Origin of the sequence: Rubrobacter tropicus (assembly GCF_011492945.1) — a bacterium.
In the GTDB taxonomy this organism is placed as follows: domain Bacteria; phylum Actinomycetota; class Rubrobacteria; order Rubrobacterales; family Rubrobacteraceae; genus Rubrobacter_D; species Rubrobacter_D tropicus.
On sequence record NZ_CP045119.1, the window covers coordinates 4,142,967 to 4,159,140 of the forward strand.

Genomic DNA, 16,174 nt, shown 5'->3' on the forward strand with positions numbered 1-16,174 from the left:
TCCGGGCCCGGTCCGCCGCCTTGCGGAAGCTCCGAGCGCTAGCCGCCTTCTATCTCTATGGTCTTCGGTCCTTCCTGGAGCGGCTTACCGGCGGCCTTGACCTTGACCTCGAGCACGCCGTCGGAGAAGCTCGCCTTTATGTCGTCCTCCTGGACGCCCTCCGGCAGGCTCATGCTCCGCCGGAAAGACCCGTAGCGGCGCTCCCGGATCAGGTACCCAGATCCGGACTTCTTTTCTTCCTCTTCTTTGCGCTCTCCTGAGACCGTCAGGACGCCGTTGTGGAAGTCCACGTTTACGTCCTCGCGCTTTACTCCGGGCAGTTCGGCCCGGATCTTCAAATCCCCGTCTTCGGTGACGACGTCCATCGCGGGGCTCCATTCGGCGCCACCGGTCGTCATCGCCGCGCGACCGAAAGCCTGGCCAAACAGACGATCCATCTCGCTCTGCATGTCTCTGAATCCCCTGAAGGGGCTCAACATGGTCTCTTCTCCTTTACTCGCAACGAATCGTTGGCCTGGGTCTTGCTCCCAGGGTTATCGATACCCGGCCTCCTTCCGCCGCTCGGGTTTTCGCGGCGCGGGCCGGCAAAGAGGGAGGGGAAACGGTCGTATGCCGGCCCGCGTCATACCCGCATTCTGGGCCCGCGCGCCCCGCGCTCAATGAGCAACCTTGACCAATGTTCCGGCCAAGATCGACCATCCGGCGTTCGGGACTGCCGCCCCCTCGCGGCATGGGCAAGTACGCCGGTCGGGATCCAGGCGAAGTGGAGGGACGTCGAGGTCTCGCCCCCGGTTGCCTCGGAGCGGCCGCGGCAGGGGGTGGTCTACCCCCCGACCGGCATGGTGCCGGACTTCTCGCCGACCTCCTCCCCGCCGGTCCCGCGGCCCCGACCCCTCTCCCTGACGACCAGGACGGGGCAATGGGCGTGGCGCACCACGGCCTCGGAGACGCTGCCCGTGAGGGCCCGGGCCAGGCCGCCGAGGCCGCGGCTGCCGACCACGACGAGGCCGGCGTCGAGCTCCTCGCCGAGCCTCACTATCTCCTTCTGGGGCTCGCCCAGGACGAGATGGGCATCCTTGAGGGTGACGCCTGCGGCCTCTAGCTCCGCAGCCTTCTCGTCCACGAACTGTCTGGCCGCGCGCCTGGCCCGGTCGTTCTGCGCCGCCCACTCCTCGCGGGTGAAGGGGAAGGGCGCTATCGGGTCGGTCGGCAGGGCGAAGGCGACGTGCAGCTCCGAGCCGGTCGCGGCCGAGATCTCCGCCGCGACCCCGGCCGCGGCGTCCGCCTCTCCCGAGCCGTCCACGGCCGCCAGGATTCGCCCGGACAAGTTGCTGTGCCCGCCGTCCCTGACCACGAGGACCGGGCAGGGGGCGTGGCGCACGACGCTCGCCGAAGTGCTGCCGAGCAGCGCGCGCCGGACGCCGCCGAGGCCGCGACTGCCGACGACTATGAGGCCGGCGTCGAGCTCCTCGGCCAGACGCACGATCTCGACGTCGGGCCTGCCGATCCTCGCGTGGGCGCCCGACACCTCACCCAGGCCCCCGACCTTCATCGTCTCCTCGTCGAGCCTCTCGTCGGCCCTTTGGCTGGCGGTCTCACGCACCGGCGGGAGGTTTTCGGGATTGTAGAGCGTTGCCTGGACGACCGGGTACGGGTCGTGCAAGGGCTCGACGTAGACGACGTGCAAAGGAGAGTCAAGCCTCTCCGAGAGCCCGACGGCCACGCGCGCGGCGCGGGCCGCCTCCTCCGAGCCGTCGGTTGCGAGCAGTACCTTCGTGGGGAACATCCGTCTCCTCCGTATCGCCTTTTCGCCCGGTCCTTCAGCCGCCCTCGGCGCCCGAGAGCAGGTGCGCGGTCCACGTCCGGATCACGGCCTCGAAGCTCCTCGTCTCCCGCGACCCCACCCGGCATTCGTCCCTGAGCCTCGCCAATCGGGGCAGACCGTCAGGGGTGGCCGCCAGTAGCCTGGCGCACTCGCCAAGCTCCAGCCGCGCCACGTACTGGGCTATCTGGTGCTCCCCCTTGAAGCGCGCGTGGGCCGCCCGAACGTGCCGCCCTACGACGTCGCCCCCGGTCCGTCCTCCCCTACCGAGTCTACCGATAGTCTCCATGGTTCACCGTGCCTCCGCGCTTCTTGCTCGTCTACCGGGCCACTGTAGCGCGGCGGCCTGGTCGTAGCCTGAACAAATTGGCCCAAAGGGGTGGCAAGAATGGACCAGATGCGCCACAGCCCAAGGATCCCGGCAGGAGCGGCGCGGCCCAGCTCCTTGCCAGTTGCCAGTTGGGCCATTTTGACCCCAACGATGCCCGATATTGCTCATGCCGGCACGGCCGGGTTCCGACTAACCTGATGTGCAAACAAAGGAGGTGCGCGTTGACGAAGGTGAAGGTGAAGATAGAGGGGCATTACGAGGTCGAGGAGATCCCTTACGGCAAAGACTACAAGTGGGTGCCGGCCCACGCTCTCATCGAGTGCGACTGCGGGCGGGTGATGGACGCTGACTCCCACCACACCGTCTGCCCCGGCTGCGGCTCCGACCACGCGGCGGTGATGAAAGAGATCGCCGGGCGGCATCTTTCGGACGAGGACCTGCGGCCCTGGCGCCGGGACTACGAGGCCTGGGTGAGGAGCGGGAAGGGCCACAGGGAGGACCAGGAGTGGCTGGAACAAAGGTCGCTCGATTAACCCCGTGACCCCGTAGTCCCCGACCCGAAGGAGCGATAGGCGCCGTGGAGCCGCGCGCGGTCGAGGATCGCTGGCGGGGCCTGACGTCCTCCCAGGCGGCCGCCCGCCTGCGCAAGGATGGCCCGAACGTACTCCCCACCGCGCCGCCCCCGCCTGCGTGGCGCCTGCTCGCGGGCCAGATGGTCCACTTCTTCGCCGTCCTGTTGTGGGTCGCGGGCGGCCTCGCGTTCGTGGCCAGGATGCCCGAACTCGGGGTCGCCATCTTCGCCGTGGTGATCATCAACGGCCTCTTCTCCTTTTTCCAGGAGTACAGGGCCGAGCGCGCGGCGGAGCGCCTGCGCGACCTGCTGCCCCGCCGCGCGACCGTCTTGCGCAACGGGGAGCCCGTGGAGGTGGACGCGGGCGGGCTGGTGGTGGGCGACGTGGTCCTGCTCTCGGCGGGGGACCGGATCTCCGCCGACCTGCGGGTGGGGGTGGCGCACGCTTTGAGCCTCGACACCTCGACCCTGACCGGCGAGAGCGTGCCCGAGTCCGTCGGGGCCGGGGACGACGCCCCCGCCGGGACGTTCGTCGTGGAGGGCGAGGGGGTCGCCACCGTGACGGCGACGGGATCTGCGACCCGGCTCGCCGGCATCGCGCGCCTGACCGGGGAGAGCCGCCGTCCCAAGAGCCCGCTCACGAGGGAGCTCGACCGGGTGGTGCGCTCGGTGGCCCTCATAGCCCTCCTCGTCGGCACGACCTTCTTCGTCGTCGCCCTCCTGGTCGGCACGCCGGCGAGCGCCGGGTTCCTCTTCGCCATCGGGGTCACGGTCGCCCTGGTGCCCGAGGGGCTGCTCCCCACCGTCACCCTCTCGCTCGCCATGGGCGGCCAGCGCATGGCCGCGCGCCACGCGCTCGTCCGGCGGCTGGAGTCCGTCGAGACCCTCGGCTCGACCACCTTTATCTGCACCGACAAGACCGGCACCCTCACCCGCAACGAGATGTCCGTCGTCGAGGCGTGGACGCCGGACGGGGCAGCGCGGGTCTCGGGCCGCGGCTACGATCCGGAGGGAAGCGTCGAGGCGGGGGAGGCGGCCTACCCCGCGTTGCGGGGCATGGCGCGGGCCGCGGCGCGGTGCTCGACCGGCAGGGCCGTCAGGGAGGGCGACGGGTGGGTCGCCCGGGGGGACCCAATGGAGGCCGCGCTCGACGCGTTCGCCCGCAGGCTCGGCGTGGACGTCGCGGCCGACGAACGGAGCGCCCTGGAGACCAGGCGTTTCCCGTTCGACCCCCACCGCAGGAGGATGTCCGTGGTGGCCGGGGACAAGCTGCTGGTCAAGGGCGCCCCCGACAGCGTGCTTCCCCGTTGCCGAGAGGCGGATGGTGCCGCGGACGCGCTGCGGAAGATGGCGCGCCGGGGGCTGCGCGTGATGGCCGTCGCCGCCCGGAGCGCGGACGGAATCCCCGGCGACGCCGGGGGGGCGGAATCCCGCCTGGACCTGCTCGGCCTCGTCGGCCTGGAAGACCCGCCCCGGGCCGGGGCGGCCGAGTCCGTGGCCGCCTGCCGGGGGGCCGGAATCCGGGTCGCCATGGTCACCGGCGACCACCCCGAGACCGCCAGGGCAATTGCGCGAGAGACCGGGCTGCTCGGAGAAGGGGGCCTGGTCGTAGAGGGAGGCGAGCTCCCGCGAGACGAAGCCCTCCTCGGCGCCCTCCTCGACCGGGACGGGGTCGTGGTGAGCCGGGTCGCGCCCGAGGACAAACTCAGGATCGCGCGTGCCCTCCAGCAGCGGGGCCACGTCGTCGCGATGACGGGCGACGGGGTCAACGACGGGCCGGCGCTGCAGCAGGCCGACATCGGCGTCGCGATGGGACGCTCCGGCACCGACGTCGCCAGGGAGGCGGCGGACCTCGTCCTGCTCGACGACGATTTCGCCACCATCGTCGCCGCCGTGGAGCAGGGCCGGGCGACGTTCGAGAACGTCCGGCGCTTCCTCACCTACCATCTCACCGACAACGTCGCCGAGCTCACGCCGTTCGTGTTCTGGGCCCTCTCCGGCGGCAGCTTTCCGCTCGCCCTCGGCGTCCTGCAGATCCTCGCGCTCGACATCGGCACCGACCTGTTGCCGGCGCTCGCCCTTGGCGCGGAACCGCCGAGGAAGGACGCGCTGAAGAGGCCGCCTGGGGGGAGACACCTGGTCGACGGCGCCCTCCTCAGGCGGGTCTTCGGGGTGCTCGGAGCCGCCGAGGCCCTGGTCGAGATGGCCGCCTTCGTGGCGACGTTCGTGGCCTTCGGGTGGCGCCCGGGAGAAGGGTTTCCGGGCGGAGGCGTCCTCCTCGCCGCATCCGGGGCGGCCTTCTCGGCGGTCGTGCTCGGCCAGATGGCGAACGCCTTCGCCTGCCGCAGCACCACGCGGTGGCCCGGCTCTTTGGGCTGGACCACAAACCGGCTCCTGGTGGGCGCGGTCGCGACGGAGCTCGTGGCGCTGGCCGGCTTCCTGTTCGTTGGACCCCTGGCCTCGTTGCTGGGCCACGCGCCGCCGCCCCTCTGGGGCTGGGCCGTGGCCGCGCTGGCCGTACCCGCCGTCCTCGCCGCCGACGCCGCCCACAAGGCGTCGAGGTCCGGGGGCGGCAAGAAGGGCGCGAACGCACCAAGAGGCCGAGCCCAGAGCCCGGGCAGGTAAGACCGGGCCGCACATCGTGGGACGCGCGGCCGCGATGAACGGCCTCCGGGTGGACGAAGCCCCGGACTCCCGGCAGTTCCCCGCACGCGGCCTTCGCCATTGGGCAATCCTGACCACGACGATGAGGCGAGTTGCTCATGACCGGTCGCCGCGGCGGCCGTAAGGTTGGGACGGGCCACATCCCGAGGGCGAAGGAGAGGCTATGAGCGCACAGCCAAGAAAGATACTGCTCGCAACCGACGGCTCGGAGGAGGCGGACCTGGCGGCGAAGGCGGCGTCAGACCTCGCGGAGGATCCGGGCTCGGAGTTGCACGTGGTGATCGTGGGGCCGGGATACCCGCTGTACATGCTGCCGGACAGCACGGGCCGCTTCCGGGAAGTCTACGAGGAAGAGCAGCGGCAGACCAGGGAGGTGCTCGACGCGCAGGTGAGCAAGATCGAGGCCTCGGGAGGAAAGGTTCACGAGGCGCACCAGCGCTCCGGCAGGCCGGACAGGGAGATACTCGCCCTGGCCGACGACCTCGACGCGGACCTGGTGGTGATCGGCAGCCGGGGCCTCGGCGGCCTGCGCCGGGCCCTCATGGGGAGCGTCTCGACCTCCGTCGTCCGCCACGCCCACTGCCCGGTTCTCGTCGTCAGGGGGAAGGAAGACGGGAGGGTTGAACAATCCTGATCAGGGGATTGGACGATCCTGGTCAGGCCGCAGAAGCCGTCTCCGAATAGGGTTCGGTCGAAAACAGGACCGGGAGGTCGAGCCGGAATGTTGAGGACGCGATGGACGCGCCGGTTGGGGGAACTTGGGATAGACGACGTGCCCGTCGTTGGCGGGAAGAACGCCTCCCTCGGCGAGATGACCCGCGAGCTCGGAGACCTCGGGGTGAGGGTGCCCGACGGGTACGCGGTCACGGCCGACGCGTACCGGCACTTCCTCGAAGCCAACGGGCTGACGGGCCGTATCCGCGAGACCATGGCCGGGCTCGACGAGGACGACGTCGAGGACCTTACCCGCCGCAGCCGCGAGGTCCAGAACCTGGTGCTCGGCGGGGCCTTCCCGGATGACCTCAAGACAGAAATCATCGCCGGCTATGAAGAGCTCTCGTCCCGGTACGGGGCGAAGCACACGGACGTCGCGGTCCGCTCTTCGGCGACGGCCGAGGACCTGCCGACGGCCAGCTTCGCCGGGCAGCAGGAGAGCTTCCTCAACGTCCACGGCGACGCGCAGCTCCTCGAGTCCGTCAAGAAGTGTTTCGCCAGCCTCTTCACGCCGCGGGCCATCAGCTACCGCGCGGACATGGGCTTCGACCACTTCGCGGTGGCCCTCTCCGTCGGCGTGCAGAAGATGGTCCGCTCGGACCTTGCCAGCTCCGGCGTTATCTTCACGTTGGATACGGAATCGGGCTTCCGGGACGTGGTCTTCGTAACCTCGACGTGGGGGCTCGGGGAGAACATAGTCCAGGGGCGCGTGGTCCCTGACGGCTTCTACGTCCACAAGCCGACCCTCAAGGAGGGCTACCGGCCCCTGATCCGGCGCCGACTCGGCACCAAGGAACTGAAGCTCGTCTACGACAGGTCCGGCCACCGCCTGGTCGAGAACGTCCCGACCACGCCGGAGGAGCGGGCCGCCCTCTCCGCCTCCGACGACGACGTGCTCCGGCTCGCCGAATGGGCCGTCGCCATCGAGGACCACTACGGCCAAAAGCACGGGACGAAGACGTTCATGGACGTCGAGTGGGCGAAAGACGGGATAACCGGCGAACTCTTTATCGTGCAGGCGCGCCCCGAGACGGTCCACGGCCGCAAAGAAGCCCCGACGGTCAGGCTCTACAGGATCAAGGAGAGGTCGGAAGTCCTCGTCGAGGGGCTCGCGGTCGGAAACGCCATCGCCTCCGGGGAGGCCAGGATTCTCGCGGATCCGAGCCGCATCCGCGACTTCAGGCCGGGTGAGGTGCTTGTCACCGAGATCACGGACCCTGACTGGGAGCCGATCATGAAGGTCGCCTCGGCCATCGTGACCGAGCGGGGCGGGCGCACCTCCCACGCGGCCATAGTGGCCCGCGAGCTCGGAATACCTGCGATCCTCGGCACCACCGACGCCACCCGCAGGCTCCATACGGGCCAGCCCGTTACGGTCTCCTGCTGCGAGGGGGATGTCGGCCGGGTCTACGAGGGCATCCTGGACCACGAGGTCACCGAGGTAGACCCGGCCTCCGTGGTCCGCCCGAGAACGAAGATCATGATGAACGTCGCCAACCCAGAGAGGGTCTTCGAGCTCGCCCAGATCCCGAACGACGGCGTCGGCCTGGCCCGCATGGAGTTCATCTTCGCCGGCTGGGTCGGCGTGCACCCGCTCGCCCTCACCCGCTTCGACGGCCTTCCCCCGAAGGTAAGGCTCGAAGTACAGCGCCTCACCGGAGGCCAGGAGGACAAGACCGAGTTCTTCATCGACAGGCTCGCCCAGGGCATCGGCACGATAGCGGCGGCCTACTGGCCGAAGGACGTGATCCTGCGCTTCTCCGACTTCAAGACCAACGAGTACGCCCACCTCCTGGGCGGCGACCTCTTCGAACCGCACGAGGAGAACCCCATGCTCGGCTGGCGCGGCGCGAGCCGCTACTACCACCCGGACTTCAAGGAGGGCTTCCTGCTGGAGCTGAAAGCCATTAAGCGGGTGCGCGAGACGTTCGGCCTCAAGAACCTGAAGGTGATGGTCCCCTTCTGCCGCACGCCCGAGGAGGGCAAGAGCGTGCTCGAGGTAATGGAAGAAGGCGGCCTCGTGCGGGGCGAGGACGGCCTGGAAGTCTACGTGATGGCCGAGATACCGTCGAACGTCGTGCTCGCCAGAGACTTCGCGGACCTCTTCGACGGCTTCTCCATCGGCTCCAACGACCTCACCCAGCTCGTCCTCGGCGTGGACCGAGACTCCGAGAGGGTGGCCCCCCTCTTCGACGAGCGAAACGGGGCCGTAAAGAAGATGTGCGCGACGCTGATAGAAGAGGCCCACGCCGTGGGACGGAAGGTGGGGATCTGCGGCCAGGCCCCCTCCGACTACCCGGACTTCGCCGCCTTCCTGGTCGAGAAGGGCATCGACTCCATCAGCCTCAGCCCCGACGCGGTGGTCCCGACGACGCTACGGGTACTGGAAGCGGAAGGGACAGGTCACGATGCGGGCGACGGACGGGAGGAGCAGCCGTGAGCGATCTACCGAGAAAGATCCTGGTCGCCACCGACGGTTCGCCGGACGCTGCGATGGCGGCCCGCCGGGCGGCCGACATCTCCCGCGCGTTCGGCTCCGAGTTGCACGTGGTCCACGTGGTGCCCGTGTCCGAGCCTTACCACCTGTTCGCGGAAGAGGCCGATGGCCCCAGCATCTACGAGGAAGACCGCCAGCGCGCCAGGAAGGTGCTCGACGGGGAGGTAAAGAAGGTGAGGGCGGCGGGCGGCGAGGTCGCGAAAGACTACCTCCAAGAAGGGGACCCGGACGCCGAAGTCGTCAACCTGGCCGAGAGGATCGGGGCCGACCTGATAGTGGCCGGCAGCAGGGGCGTCGGTACGCTGCGCCGGCCCATAGGAAGCGTGTCGAGCAGCATCACGGCCCACGCCCACTGCCCGGTATTGATCGTGCGTTCGGAGCGGCAGTGAGCCCGAACGACGGACAGGCCTGACGCCGGGGCGAAGCGAGGGGCCTGAGAGGAGAGGGATGTTCCCGACGAAGATCCTGCTGGCGGTCGACGGGTCGACGGGTTCCGATCACGCGGCCCGGACGGCGACGAATCTCTCTAGAGCCCTCGACTCGGAGCTGCGCGTCGTCCTGGTCGGGGCGCGGGCGGTGGATCCGGGCACGCTCGCGGCCATCCCGCTGCTCGGCGGGGAGCCCGGCACGCGGGCCCGGGAAGCTCTGGAACGGGACGCCCGCGCGAGGCTCGAAGGAGCGGTGGAGAAGATCCGGGCCTCGGGCGGCGAAGTCTCGGAAGCCCGCGTCGAGTTCGGAAGCCCGGACGTCGAGATCGTGCGCCTCGCCGAGGAGCTCGACGCCGGCTTGGTCGTGGTCGGCAGCCGCGGCCTCGGCCCCCTGAGGCGCGCCGTGATGGGGGGCGTCTCCCGCAGCGTCGTGAGACACGCCCACTGCCCGGTACTGGTCGCCCGAGGAGGACATTCCGGGCCCTCCTTGGGACCGATCCTCGTCTGCCTCGACGGTTCGAGGCGGTCCGCGGTGGCGGCCGGGGCGGGGGCCGAGATCTCGGCCGCCACCGGCGCCGCTTTGCACGTCGTCTACGTCATGCGCCCCGAACGGTACAGGCCCCAGTTCGGCCCCGAGGCCTGGGAGGGCTGGCAGGAGAACCTGAAGCGGGCCTCGCGCGATGCCGCATCCTGGGTCGAGGAGCGGGCGGCTCGGCTTCGCGAGGAGGCCGGGGTGAAGTCCGCGGAGGCGCACCTGGCCTTCGGCGAGCCGGCCCGCGAGGTCGTCCGCCTGGCGGAGGAGGTCGGGGCCGGGATGGTGGTGGTCGGCAGCCGGGGCCTCGGGGGAGTCCGCCGGATGCTCCTTGGCAGCGTCTCCGATGCCGTTGTCGAGCACGCCCCCTGCCCGGTTATGGTCGTGCGCGCCGGCGTGCCGGGACGTAAGACGGAGGGGTGAGCATCGTGGGTGGGCGCGGTTCGTCGGACTCCCCGCCTGGAGGGACGCCACGCCGGGCGCTCGCCTGGCGACTCGGTGAGGGCCCGAGGCTGGGGAGCGGCCCGCTGGCGGCGCTGGATACGCTCGCCCGCTCCGGGTTGCCGGTGCTCGAAGGGGTTGTGCTCTCCAGGGAGGCCCACGAAGTGTACCTGCGCGAGACCGGGCTGGCGCTCGCCCTGCGTTCCTGCGACCCGGCCGGGGAGCTTCAAGGGCAGGCCCGGCTCCTCCGCCAGGCCTACGCCCCGGCCCCGGTCGGGAGGGTGATACACGAGCTGATCACGGAGACGCTAATCGGTCTCGAAGCCTTCAGCGTCCGCGTCCTGTCGGAAGACGGCGCGTGGCAGGACCTGCGCGCCATCCCCGAAGTCCGGGACGCCGTGAGGGAGGCCTGGCTCCACCCGGCGGGCCTGAAGCGGCAGGTGCGGGCCGCCGCCGCCGGACCTCCCCCGACCTGGCCCGTGCTTATGCAAAGGGAGGCCCGCCCGGACCACGTGGGCTGGACGCTCGCAGGAGGCGAGAGGCCCGGGGCGCTGTACGACGTGCGGCCCGCGCGGGACGATTCGCCCCCAGGGCGGGGCCTCGAGGATCTCACGGTCGAAGCGGGCGCCGCGCTCGAAGGCCCGGCCAGGCTGCGCTGGGGCCTCGAAGGCGGGAAGTGGTACGTGCTCGGCGTGGAACCCGGATAAGCCTGTTTGGTTCACAGGAATGATCGAATCTGTCCAGGAAGGGACCGGTATTCCGGGGCTACATGAGGGAAGGTCATCCGGAGGGTGGAGACAGGACCAGGGCCGTGGCACCGGAGGCGGCGTGTTTGGCGGGGCTGGAGCCCGTGGCTCCGGCCGGAGCCTTCGGGGGGTAGTCTCTCGGTAGGAGGAAGCGGGCGGCGGTAGTTGCTGGTCCCCAGGGGCCGGGTACAGGCGGCCTCCCGACGCTCCTGCGCGCCCCGGACGGGCCCTAAAGCGGTTTGCGAAGAGGTTGGGCCTCTTTGCAAGGCTATCAGCCTTCGGCGGTCAGCTTTCTTGCTCTTGCTGAAAGCGGAGGCGAAGCCGCAGCGGGCTGATGGCTGATAGCGCTGATCGCAGTGGCTCAATGCCACTGCAATCGGCTTTATTACGGCCCCGTCTTCCGGCGGGGCCGTCGAGTGTCGAGCATGGTCTTTACTACTGGTGGTTGGGGCCGTGGGTGTTGCGGCGGTGGTGGCGGCGGCCGTGGGTGTGGCGCCTCCTGCGCCTCCTGCCGTCCTCACGCCTGCGCCGAGAGCCAGACCGGCCCGCCGGTGCCATCCGGGTGAATTTTGCCATCTTGCTTACCTCCTTTCGTCTCTATCTGTACGTTACTCTCCGTGGCCGGGGGAACAAGGCCGGGACGATTAACTTCCTGTCATAAGCGTCTGCTGGCGATTAATAGGTTTTCATGGAACCGAGAACCGCCCGATCTGCGCAGATCGGGCGGCTCCACAGCGGTTCGCGGAAGGATGGGGCCCGTGGCGAACGGGCCACGAGGTAGGGAGGTTTTTAGGCTTTCAGGTTCTGGAGGCTTTTAGGGGTGGAGGGTCGGGGCCCCCTTTCGGTTTCGTGACGCACCCCCCAAGACCTCTATGCCTCAAAACCTAAAAACCTTACCAACACCAGGGTTCGGTCCTTACGCAACCCGCTATCAGGACCCTTTTGGGGTGGCGTTAGCCGGGCTGGTGGACTATCAGGACCGGGCGTTTGGAGTAGCGCGCCAGGCTCTCCGATTCGCTTCCGATCAGGGCTCGCTCCAGCGAGGTCATCCCGGTGGAGCCTATGACTACAAGGTCGGCGTCCACCTCGTCGCAGACCTGGATGATCGCGCGGTGGGGCCTGCCGGTGGTGAGGATCTCCTCGCACTCCACACCGGCCGAATCTGCCATGGCCTTGACGGCCGCGGTCGCCTCCCTACCGTTCTTCTCGAGCTCGGCCACCGCCTCGCCGAAGTGTATGCCCGCCGAGAAGGCCCGTTCGACGTTGACGGAGTTGACGGCGTACAACCGCGCGCCGAGTTCGCCGGCCAGGTAGACGGCGTGCGCCGCAGCCCTCTCAGAGCAACCGGAGCCGTCGGTGCCAACGAGTATCCTCCGGTACGGAACCGAAGCTCCGGCCGTCTCCGCGATGACCTTCTCTTGCCGATCCATGTAGTCAGAGCTCCTCTCGTTTTGGCTGAAGCCGCGAACGAGCAGTGGCCTCGTAATCGGGGCCGGTCCTGGTCTCCGGAAGGACCGACCCTTCCCGGCCGCCGCCCGGTCGAAGATCGGGGTGGCGCTGGCCTAACCCTGGGCCGTCTCCTCGGTCGTCCGGGCGGGTGCGCCTTCGTCGTATTGGGTACTCCGCACCACCAGGACGGGGCAGTGGGCGTGACGGACCACGGAATCCGAGACGCTGCCGACGAGCGCGCGGCGGACGCCCCCGAGGCCGCGGCTGCCGATCACCACCATCCCCGCGTCGATCTCTTCGGCGAGTTCCACTATCTCCTCGTCGGGACGGCCCACTCCGAGGTACGTCTGGGCGACCGCGCCCCCGGCCGAGCGCACGCTTTCGGCCTGCTCGTCGAGGAACCTCCTCGCCTGCGCCCTGGCCTCTTCCAGGAGGGACTTCTTTACGTCCTCCGAGTACGAGTGGTGGCCGTAGAGCCGGGACTCGGTCGGCATCACGTAGATCACGTGCACGGGAGAGCCGGAGGCGGCGGAGATCTCGGCCGCGGCCCGGACCGCCCGTTTCGACTCCTCCGAACCGTCCACGGCGAGCACGACCGGGCCGCCCAGATCGGCGCCGTCTCTGCCACCGTCGCGCACGACCAAGACCGGGCAGTGGGCGTGGTGGACCACGGAGCCGGAGACGCTACCCATGACGGCCCGCCTTATGGGGCCGAGGCCCCGGCTGCCCACGACGATCAGCCCGGCCCGAACCTCCTCGGCGACCCGCACTATCTCGGCGTCGGGCCGTCCGACCGGGGCGTGGGTGGCCGCCACTCTGCCCGACGCTCCGACGGCCTCCGCTTCCGCCTCGAGCTTCTCGCGGGCCCTGCGCCTGGCCGCCTCGCGCACCTCTTCCCGAAGGTCCGGGTCGTAGATGACGGCTTCGGGGTAGGCGTGGACGCTCGGCATAGGCTCCGCGTGGATCAGGTGCAGCTCGGAGTCGAGCCCCTCGGCCAGGCTCATCGCCAGGCGCGCGGCCCGGCGCGCCTCCTCCGATCCGTCTACCGCCAGCAGTATCTTCGTCGGGAACATACCCGCCTCCTCCGTAGCCGTTTCCTCACCCGCTCTAAGCATCTTAAGCCCGTGAAACTTCTCGCGCATCTTAAGCCCCCGAGACCGCCGCGTCGTGGTCAGGGAAGCTCATCTGCCTGGGCAAGATTGTTCATTGTCGCCGTGCGGGCCGAGAGGGACGCCGGCCGCGCGCCTGGGCCGCGCGCCCGGACTATTCCGTTTTACGGAACAGCGGACGCGACACGCGGGACGCAACACGCGCAGGATGGTCAATCTTGTTCTACCGAACCGTCAAATCGGCTCAGGCCCCGCCGCCTTCCCGGGCGTAGGCTGACCACGACGACTACAGATGGGGGTGCGACCGTGGCCGAGACCCGGTACCAGGAGGCGATAGAGGCTTTGGCAGCGGCGTTCGGGGACCGCCTCGGGCTGACCCGGCCGGGTGGGGAAGCGTTCTTGTCGCCGGCGGGCGTAGAAGAGGCCAGGCTGATGGCCGAGATCTCCAACCGCTACTCGGTGCCGCTCGTTCCGCTCGGCGCGGGAACGGGGAACGGCTCCACCCCGGAGGGTCCCACCCCGGAGCGCGGCGTCCTCGTCCGCTTCGACCTGATGCAGGACGTTCGCCTGCCGGAGAACGATGAGACCTGGGTCGAGGCCGGGCCGGGGGCGTCCTGGCTGAACCTCGACGACGAACTTCGTGCCCGGGCCAGGGGGCTCGCCGTGTACCCCACGAGCGCCCCACGGGCGACGGTGGGCGGCTGGCTCGCAACCGACGGCCTCGGCGTTGGCTCCTTCGAGTTCGGACGGCTGCGCGAGAACGTCCTGTCGGCGACCGTGGTCTCAGCGCGAGGAGACCTCCGCGAGATACCGGGCGAAGATTTGGCCTCGCTGTCCCGGCCCGAAGGCTCAGGTAGCATCGTCGTGGGAGCGCGGCTGCGGACCAGACGGGCCGACGCGGACGCTCCATTAGCCGCCGCTTTCGGCAGCGCGGCGAACCTCGCGGCAACGGTCGAGAGCCTCTCCGATTCGCGGCCACCGCTCTGGCACCTGGCCTTCCTCAATCCCGTCCTTGCGCGGGCCAGGCACCTCGAAGGCGAGTACCTGCTTTTCGGAGCCTACCCGAGAGAAAGGGAAGAGGGCGTCGCGGGCCCCCTGGGCGAGGCGGTCGGGAAGAACCGGGGCCGCCTTCTCTGCGCGGCGGACGCGTACAGGGTCTGGGGCGAGCGGTTCTTCCCCGTGACGCCGTCCGCCGCCTCCGTGCCGGAGGTCGTCAGGGAGGTGGTGCCACTGACGGAGGTCCGGGACGCGCTGGCGCGGGCCGAGGGCCGGGGGACCGTCGCGACGCAGGGCTCGGTCTCCCGCTCCGGCGAGGCGCTGTTGCTGACGTTCGAGGAGGAAAGGCTATGAGCGGATTCCCGACAAACGTGCTGGCGGCCACCGATGGCAGCCCGCAGGCCCACCTGGCGCTCCAGATGGCGGTAGACCTGTCCTCGCGCACGGGGGCAGAGCTCCACGTAGTCCACGTCGGAGAGCTTGCGGCGATGTACCACCCCGAGATGCGGGGGTACGCGTACAGGCACGAGGCGAGCGAGCAAGAGGCGCGCCGCCTCCTCGACGAGGAGTCGGCGCGTCTCCGGGCTGCGGGCGTAGACGTCGCGAAGGCGCACCTGCGGATGGGCCGCGCCGACGTAGAGATAATCGAGCTCGCAGAGGAGCTCGGCGCTGACGTGATCGTCGTCGGAAGCCGCGGCCTGGGGGGCATCCGCCGCGCGCTCGTCGGCAGCGTCTCCGACTCCATAGTGCATCACGCCCACTGCCCCGTCCTCGTCGTCAGGAAAAAGGATGCCCGTGGCGACCCCGAAGGGCGGGGCTAAAGGCCAATTTTCCGGGGCCGCGGGTCGGGGCAGATCCCGACAGAGCCCCGGCGGGGAGGATGGGAAAACGCCGGGGCTCCGCCACGAATTGTACGCGAGGGTGAAGATTTCCCGACCCCCGAAACGTGACGGCGCCTCTTGCGTAACAAGAGACCACGCGAAAAACTCGGCCGCTTTGTGGGCCGGAAGTGAGGGAAAGATGAACCTGAAAGACAAGGTCCTTGGCTTCGCGCTCAGGGCGGCTGGCTCGGCGGGGGTCGCCTTCAAGGAGTTCGCGCGGTGGCTGTCGCCCTTCGGCTGGACCCGGCGGGACCTCTCCCCCGTGCTGCGCGGGATGCGCGAGGAAGGCCTGGCCGAGCTTACCGAAGACCCGGACGGCGAGATACTCGACGTGCGACTCACCGAGAGGGGCGAACGCAAGATGGCCGAGACGGCCTCCCGCTAAAGGGCGGCACTACCCCCGGAACCCGTAAGCCCCGACCGGCTCCCACGGCCCCCCGAGATACCGCCACAACAGCAGCCCCTCGGCCCCTACCTCGAAAGGCGCGAACGCCCCTTCGAGGCGACGGTGCAGGGCGCGCGCCTCTTCCGGCTGGACCTTGTTCTGGACGGTCACGTGCGGGCGGAAACCTTTTCGGTCCTGGGCGCCGAGCCAGGGCCACCACCCGTCGGCCAGCTCCCTTCTTACGGCCGTCAGCCTCGGGGATTCGAGCCTGTAGCCGACGCCCCTTCCCATAAAGACGAGCCCCGTCGCGGTCAGGGAGAAAGGCTCCTGTTCGCGGCAGTGGTCTCGCAGGTTCTCCCCTATCTCGCCTTCCCGGTCGCCCGGCAGTTTGTGGAAGAGGGTCAGGTGGGCCGGGATGAAGTTGCGCTCTTTCGGGAAGTGGTCTTCGCGCAGGCGGTCGAACCTCTCCTGTGAAAGATCGTCCATCTTGAGCGTCAGGATCAAAGGTTCCATCCTCGTACGGCCCCCTTTGCAGAAGGATTTACAGGGGATCATAGGACGGTCCGGCGGCGGGGGCCGGGTGAGGCCGCACATCGTGTAAGCTCTCC

At 69.5% G+C, this 16,174-nt stretch carries 17 protein-coding genes; 10 read left to right on the top strand and 7 right to left on the bottom strand.

Annotation, left to right across the window (positions count from 1 at the left end; translation table 11 throughout):
• Nucleotides 1–38: 38 nt before the first annotated feature.
• The 3 genes from GBA63_RS20700 to GBA63_RS20715 form a co-directional block, all read right to left on the bottom strand.
• On the bottom strand, nucleotides 39–437 hold the full coding sequence (locus tag GBA63_RS20700; protein WP_228282209.1) for an Hsp20/alpha crystallin family protein: 399 nt from the start codon (nucleotides 435–437) through the stop codon (nucleotides 39–41).
• 386 nt (nucleotides 438–823) lie between these two features.
• Nucleotides 824–1,786 carry a universal stress protein gene (locus GBA63_RS23820; RefSeq protein ID WP_228282210.1) on the bottom strand — a complete coding sequence of 321 codons (963 nt, stop codon included), beginning with the start codon at nucleotides 1,784–1,786 and terminating at the stop codon, nucleotides 824–826.
• 34 nt (nucleotides 1,787–1,820) lie between these two features.
• Nucleotides 1,821–2,111 (bottom strand): hypothetical protein, encoded by a 291-nt coding sequence (locus GBA63_RS20715; protein ID WP_166179241.1) that lies wholly within the window; start codon nucleotides 2,109–2,111, stop codon nucleotides 1,821–1,823.
• 263 nt (nucleotides 2,112–2,374) lie between these two features.
• On the opposite strand from GBA63_RS20715, the gene GBA63_RS20720 reads away from it, so the two are divergent.
• The 7 genes from GBA63_RS20720 (at nucleotide 2,375) to GBA63_RS20750 (ending at nucleotide 10,707) form a co-directional block, all read left to right on the top strand.
• A complete protein-coding gene (locus tag GBA63_RS20720; RefSeq protein ID WP_166179243.1) occupies nucleotides 2,375–2,686 on the top strand; it encodes a hypothetical protein in 312 nt (103 codons plus the stop codon).
• Between the two features lie 44 nt (nucleotides 2,687–2,730).
• The gene (locus GBA63_RS20725; protein WP_166179245.1) at nucleotides 2,731–5,349 is read left to right on the top strand and encodes a cation-translocating P-type ATPase; all 2,619 of its coding nucleotides are present in this window, start codon (nucleotides 2,731–2,733) and stop codon (nucleotides 5,347–5,349) included.
• Nucleotides 5,350–5,551: 202 nt separating this feature from the next.
• Complete coding sequence (locus GBA63_RS20730; RefSeq protein ID WP_166179247.1) at nucleotides 5,552–6,022, top strand: universal stress protein; 471 nt, start codon at nucleotides 5,552–5,554, stop codon at nucleotides 6,020–6,022.
• A gap of 87 nt (nucleotides 6,023–6,109) precedes the next feature.
• Entirely contained in the window at nucleotides 6,110–8,542 is a 2,433-nt protein-coding gene (gene ppsA / locus GBA63_RS20735; RefSeq protein ID WP_166179249.1) for a phosphoenolpyruvate synthase, read from the top strand.
• The gene (locus tag GBA63_RS20740; protein ID WP_228282211.1) at nucleotides 8,539–8,988 is read left to right on the top strand and encodes a universal stress protein; all 450 of its coding nucleotides are present in this window, start codon (nucleotides 8,539–8,541) and stop codon (nucleotides 8,986–8,988) included. Before ppsA ends, GBA63_RS20740 begins: the two co-directional genes overlap by 4 nt.
• Nucleotides 8,989–9,046: 58 nt before the next feature.
• Nucleotides 9,047–9,982, top strand: coding sequence for a universal stress protein (locus GBA63_RS20745; RefSeq protein WP_166179251.1), 936 nt, complete (start codon nucleotides 9,047–9,049; stop codon nucleotides 9,980–9,982).
• Nucleotides 9,979–10,707, top strand: coding sequence for a hypothetical protein (locus tag GBA63_RS20750; protein WP_166179253.1), 729 nt, complete (start codon nucleotides 9,979–9,981; stop codon nucleotides 10,705–10,707). Before GBA63_RS20745 ends, GBA63_RS20750 begins: the two co-directional genes overlap by 4 nt.
• A gap of 474 nt (nucleotides 10,708–11,181) precedes the next feature.
• Here GBA63_RS20750 and GBA63_RS20755 read toward each other — a convergent pair whose 3' ends face one another.
• The 3 genes from GBA63_RS20755 to GBA63_RS23825 all read right to left on the bottom strand — a co-directional run bounded on the left by GBA63_RS20755 (nucleotide 11,182) and on the right by GBA63_RS23825 (nucleotide 13,268).
• Nucleotides 11,182–11,322, bottom strand: a complete 141-nt coding sequence (locus tag GBA63_RS20755; protein ID WP_166179255.1) for a hypothetical protein — start codon at nucleotides 11,320–11,322, stop codon at nucleotides 11,182–11,184.
• Between the two features lie 377 nt (nucleotides 11,323–11,699).
• A complete protein-coding gene (locus GBA63_RS20760; RefSeq protein ID WP_166179257.1) occupies nucleotides 11,700–12,176 on the bottom strand; it encodes a universal stress protein in 477 nt (158 codons plus the stop codon).
• 132 nt (nucleotides 12,177–12,308) lie between these two features.
• Nucleotides 12,309–13,268, bottom strand: coding sequence for a universal stress protein (locus tag GBA63_RS23825; RefSeq protein ID WP_228282212.1), 960 nt, complete (start codon nucleotides 13,266–13,268; stop codon nucleotides 12,309–12,311).
• 342 nt (nucleotides 13,269–13,610) lie between these two features.
• Here GBA63_RS23825 and GBA63_RS20770 point away from each other — a divergent pair, with 342 nt between their 5' ends.
• The 3 genes from GBA63_RS20770 (at nucleotide 13,611) to GBA63_RS20780 (ending at nucleotide 15,566) form a co-directional block, all read left to right on the top strand.
• Nucleotides 13,611–14,654, top strand: a complete 1,044-nt coding sequence (locus GBA63_RS20770; protein ID WP_166179259.1) for an FAD-binding oxidoreductase — start codon at nucleotides 13,611–13,613, stop codon at nucleotides 14,652–14,654.
• Entirely contained in the window at nucleotides 14,651–15,121 is a 471-nt protein-coding gene (locus GBA63_RS20775) for a universal stress protein (protein WP_166179261.1), read from the top strand. Before GBA63_RS20770 ends, GBA63_RS20775 begins: the two co-directional genes overlap by 4 nt.
• A 199-nt stretch (nucleotides 15,122–15,320) precedes the next feature.
• Nucleotides 15,321–15,566 carry a hypothetical protein gene (locus tag GBA63_RS20780; protein WP_166179263.1) on the top strand — a complete coding sequence of 82 codons (246 nt, stop codon included), beginning with the start codon at nucleotides 15,321–15,323 and terminating at the stop codon, nucleotides 15,564–15,566.
• Nucleotides 15,567–15,575: 9 nt separating this feature from the next.
• On the opposite strand, the gene GBA63_RS20785 is transcribed toward GBA63_RS20780, so the two are convergent.
• A complete protein-coding gene (locus GBA63_RS20785; RefSeq protein ID WP_166179265.1) occupies nucleotides 15,576–16,079 on the bottom strand; it encodes a 2'-5' RNA ligase family protein in 504 nt (167 codons plus the stop codon).
• Nucleotides 16,080–16,174 lie beyond the last annotated feature (95 nt).

Bases quoted from the DNA above. Each gene is read 5' to 3' on its own strand.
- GBA63_RS20785 (WP_166179265.1), bottom strand. From the start codon at position 16,079: ATGGAACCTTTGATCCTGACGCTCAAGATGGACGATCTTTCACAGGAG.
- GBA63_RS20700 (WP_228282209.1), bottom strand. From the start codon at position 437: ATGGATCGTCTGTTTGGCCAGGCTTTCGGTCGCGCGGCGATGACGACC.
- ppsA (WP_166179249.1), top strand. From the start codon at position 6,110: ATGTTGAGGACGCGATGGACGCGCCGGTTGGGGGAACTTGGGATAGAC.
- GBA63_RS20730 (WP_166179247.1), top strand. From the start codon at position 5,552: ATGAGCGCACAGCCAAGAAAGATACTGCTCGCAACCGACGGCTCGGAG.
- GBA63_RS23825 (WP_228282212.1), bottom strand. From the start codon at position 13,268: ATGTTCCCGACGAAGATACTGCTGGCGGTAGACGGATCGGAGGAGGCG.
- GBA63_RS20755 (WP_166179255.1), bottom strand. From the start codon at position 11,322: ATGGCAAAATTCACCCGGATGGCACCGGCGGGCCGGTCTGGCTCTCGG.
- GBA63_RS20780 (WP_166179263.1), top strand. From the start codon at position 15,321: ATGAACCTGAAAGACAAGGTCCTTGGCTTCGCGCTCAGGGCGGCTGGC.
- GBA63_RS20760 (WP_166179257.1), bottom strand. From the start codon at position 12,176: ATGGATCGGCAAGAGAAGGTCATCGCGGAGACGGCCGGAGCTTCGGTT.
- GBA63_RS20775 (WP_166179261.1), top strand. From the start codon at position 14,651: ATGAGCGGATTCCCGACAAACGTGCTGGCGGCCACCGATGGCAGCCCG.
- GBA63_RS20745 (WP_166179251.1), top strand. From the start codon at position 9,047: ATGTTCCCGACGAAGATCCTGCTGGCGGTCGACGGGTCGACGGGTTCC.
- GBA63_RS20715 (WP_166179241.1), bottom strand. From the start codon at position 2,111: ATGGAGACTATCGGTAGACTCGGTAGGGGAGGACGGACCGGGGGCGAC.
- GBA63_RS23820 (WP_228282210.1), bottom strand. From the start codon at position 1,786: ATGTTCCCCACGAAGGTACTGCTCGCAACCGACGGCTCGGAGGAGGCG.